Annotated in this window: 3 protein-coding genes and 1 pseudogene; all 4 read right to left on the bottom strand. The window is 39.3% G+C overall.

Annotated features, from left to right (window positions below):
• Positions 1-120 precede the first annotated feature (120 nt).
• Entirely contained in the window at positions 121-522 is a 402-nt protein-coding gene (locus IQ229_RS19505) for a hypothetical protein (protein WP_228013579.1), read from the bottom strand.
• Between the two features lie 88 nt (positions 523-610).
• Positions 611-1,021: a hypothetical protein gene (locus IQ229_RS19500; protein ID WP_194046581.1), complete on the bottom strand. Its 411-nt coding sequence runs from the start codon at positions 1,019-1,021 to the stop codon at positions 611-613.
• 12 nt (positions 1,022-1,033) lie between these two features.
• On the bottom strand, positions 1,034-2,500 hold the full coding sequence (locus tag IQ229_RS19495; RefSeq protein ID WP_194046580.1) for a c-type cytochrome: 1,467 nt from the start codon (positions 2,498-2,500) through the stop codon (positions 1,034-1,036).
• Between the two features lie 66 nt (positions 2,501-2,566).
• A pseudogene (locus tag IQ229_RS19490) lies at positions 2,567-3,331 on the bottom strand (NADH:flavin oxidoreductase); the annotation flags it as partial.

Genomic DNA, 3,331 nt, shown 5'->3' with positions numbered 1-3,331 from the left:
GGTTGTAATTATATTTGATTTCATCAAGGATATAATCTGCTGTAAATCTGGCATCACCAGCAGTTGCACTCAAAAATCGTAAATAGCCTTGTGAATCAAACTTATTAGCAGGAGCAGCAGCTACAATTGTGGGTTATCTCTCTCTGTTTTTCTATAGGTAGCAGTATGGCAAACAGCACAAGTTATACCGACGCGAGGGAAGCCAATGGTTTTTTTCGTAAACCCAACTGGCATTTCTTTACCTTCTTCCCATGTGATTCCCAAGGAAGTATAACCACCAGGCCCTGGTAATTTATCAGGGAATATTCGTGGTAGTACCAGCCAAATCCAATAGGGAACACCTTGCGCTTCTTCTGTGCCAATAGAACCATATTTAAAGTGTTCTTCAGGCGATTCATAATATGTGGGAACCTCTCGAAAAAGGTTGTACCATCCCACATACCCAACTACACCAGCTAAAAGAACCACAATTAAAACAATGCTTGTGATTACCCTACCTATTTTATTTTTGAGTATTGTCATGGCACTCTTTTGCTCCTTTGCAGAAGAATCTGTTTGTAGTGCAGGAATATATCTACACTAAACTAGGGATAAAATTAGGATAATTGCTTCACTGGAATTGCAGTGATTGCATTTTGCTACGCATTGCTAGGGTCAGAAGAACTAGTTCCGCTAATCCAAAAAACAGGTCTACAAAGGCAATGGATAAAAATCCTTTATCTTGCCCAAAGAAAAGTACTGCACAAATGAAAAATGTTGAGCCAAAAGCTCTTGAAGGAAATATTGATATCCAGGCAGTTGCCTGATATCGATACGGGTCAAGTGCCCCAGGAATATAAAATGCACTAATAATAAACAACAGCATTCCCGCAGCACGAACCCAGATAATTGGCTCTGGTATATGCATTTTAAGGAACGTCAACATTAGTTCTGGAAAGAAGCAAGAGGGAATGACAAAAAGCATATTAACAATAATGCCAACCCAAGTAACGCGACTAAACCATTTAGCGTAATTATTCATTTTTTTATCCTTTTAAAGCTTTTTCATGTACTCAACTAGTGCATCTTTATCTTCTGTAGGAAGATCGGTACCATATAAATGACCACTGTTACTATTTCCAGGTTTTGTGGTATCGAACTTAAAGTATTGCTTACCGTTTTCTACACCGACATCGGATACAAAGCCAACTTTTGCTCTGTCAATGACATCGTAGCCACGATAGAATTCTTTAGGTCTATTTTCTGGTGTTTCTAATAAATCCCGTAAGGTGGGAACTGAGCCATTGTGCAGATAAGGGCCACGTAACCAAACACCATCAAGGGGCATATTTGCATAGCCATTAGTCTTACGGAAATTCTTAAAGCGCCACGGATACCCTGTATACAGAGTATTTTGGTTAGACATCGTTTTGTAGGTATATGAGTCAAGACGATGAGGGTCTGTACCAATTTCTTGAATTGGGACAACTTTGCCTGTATATGCACCACCAAAAGCGTGACAACTAGCACAATTGCTTTGAAAAAGCTGTTCTCCCTTCGCTGCTATAGTTTCGTTAACTTCGTAGGGATATTTTGGTGGTGGTAGTTCCCAAAGCCAATCAGCAACTCTCTGAATTCGAGGTAAATCGATTGTTGTGGGTGTGACTCCAGCGCCTAAAGCCGCACTCTTATTTCGTTCATCAACAGAAGTATTATTACCATCCCAATGTAACTGCAATCCCTCACGGGGTTCTTGATTCCAAACTGAGGGAAAATCAGAAGTACCAATCAGTTCATCCTCACGTAATTTATCCATTGGGAAATGGAATTGAATTGCTTTATAAGGATTAAAAGTATCTACTCTTCCTGGGCCCCAATCTGGTTGTTTTTCAACGAAATTAAGTCGAGATGCCTGATTAATTAGTGCATCTCTAGTTTGAGGAATTGCAATGAAGCGATAAAGTAACTTTTCAATGGGATTAAGACCCCCACTGATTTTTTCAATTTCTGGCAACATCCGGTTAGCAGTAAAGCGCTCATCTACACCAACTGCTGATAAGAATTTGATATATCCCTGCAAATTAACCACATTAGCAGGCATTGTCGTGATGACTTGATGTTCGCTATTGGGGGTATTTCGCAGCGTTCCTGTATGACATACAGCACAATTCAACCCAACTCTATCGATAAAGACTCGCCGTTGCGAAAAACCTATAGGCAAATCTTTGTCAGGTTCTTTGATAAATCCCAGAGAAGTGTAACCTTTTCCAGGTAATTTATCTGGGAATAATTCTGGTAAAACTTTCCAAATCCAGTAAGGGATGCCATTGACCTGTTCGCTGCCGATTGAACCATATTTAAAGTGGTTTTCAATATCAGCATAATCCACTGGGGAGTTGGACAAAACAGGCCAAAGGAAAAATATTGCTACTGCTACAATACCTACAATTACAACCCAAATCCGCTGGAATATTCCCTTGATTGAGGTTGGAAGTAAGGTAGGGTTTGTTTGTTCAGTCATGAAACACTCCCCATTATTTCAAGATTATTTGTAAGCGAAATTGTCGATGTGATACGCATCGCTTTTTTATCTAGATAAATTTGCAAACTGAGTTTCATGAAAGACTGACATTACTTCTTCCATCATTTCTTCATAGCTATTGAAGCGATCCTGCTCGTAACAACCCAAGGGATTTTCAATTACATTCAGCAGACATTTATTGCAATAAGTACAGGGTTTATCTGCCAGGTCTTTACCTGCTTGAAAAGATTTAACTAGGTCATTATTAGCAATTAGGGTACGAGCCATTGTCACCCCATCACAATAATGATCATTTATTGCCTGACGAATATAAGAAGCTTGCTGTAAACCACCTGTACATAATACGGGAATATTAACGTGCTTTTTAATTTCTCTGGAATCTAGTAAGTTTCTGCCTTGGTTCTCTATTAGTAACTGCTTGATTTTCGGGTCTTTTACATCATCACCACTAAATGCTTGAGGAGGCAATTGCTTTTTCACACGATTCCATAAAAAATTGAAAATTGGATGCAAAAATGCTTTGCGAAATAAAATGTAGTTGCGTGTGGTTTCGACACCACTTGACAACATGGCATCATAAGTTCTAGTAATGACATCAAAATTAAAATCACCAATGGGATTGAGTGGGTGAGGAAATAAGCTACCAGTTGACACATGGACGGCATCAGCCCCAGCTTCTTCTGCCCATTTACAAACTTGGATGGAATCTTCTATGGTATTACCTGGTTTTTCCCAAAAGGTGACGGCGTTGTTATAGTCAACGGCACTAATTTTGAATTGCAAATGAAAGTCGTTGCCTACTTCTTTGCG

Origin of the sequence: Nostoc cf. edaphicum LEGE 07299 (assembly GCF_015207245.1) — a bacterium.
GTDB classification, from domain to species: Bacteria; Cyanobacteriota; Cyanobacteriia; order Cyanobacteriales; family Nostocaceae; genus Nostoc; species Nostoc edaphicum_B.
The sequence above is the reverse complement of the archived record's forward strand: the minus strand, read 5'-3'. Positions and strand labels throughout refer to the sequence as shown.

What these genes read in the sequence shown, in the direction of transcription:
- IQ229_RS19505 (WP_228013579.1), bottom strand. Translation starts at nt 522, where the DNA reads ATGACAATACTCAAAAATAAAATAGGTAGGGTAATCACAAGCATTGTT.
- IQ229_RS19500 (WP_194046581.1), bottom strand. Translation starts at nt 1,021, where the DNA reads ATGAATAATTACGCTAAATGGTTTAGTCGCGTTACTTGGGTTGGCATT.
- IQ229_RS19495 (WP_194046580.1), bottom strand. Translation starts at nt 2,500, where the DNA reads ATGACTGAACAAACAAACCCTACCTTACTTCCAACCTCAATCAAGGGA.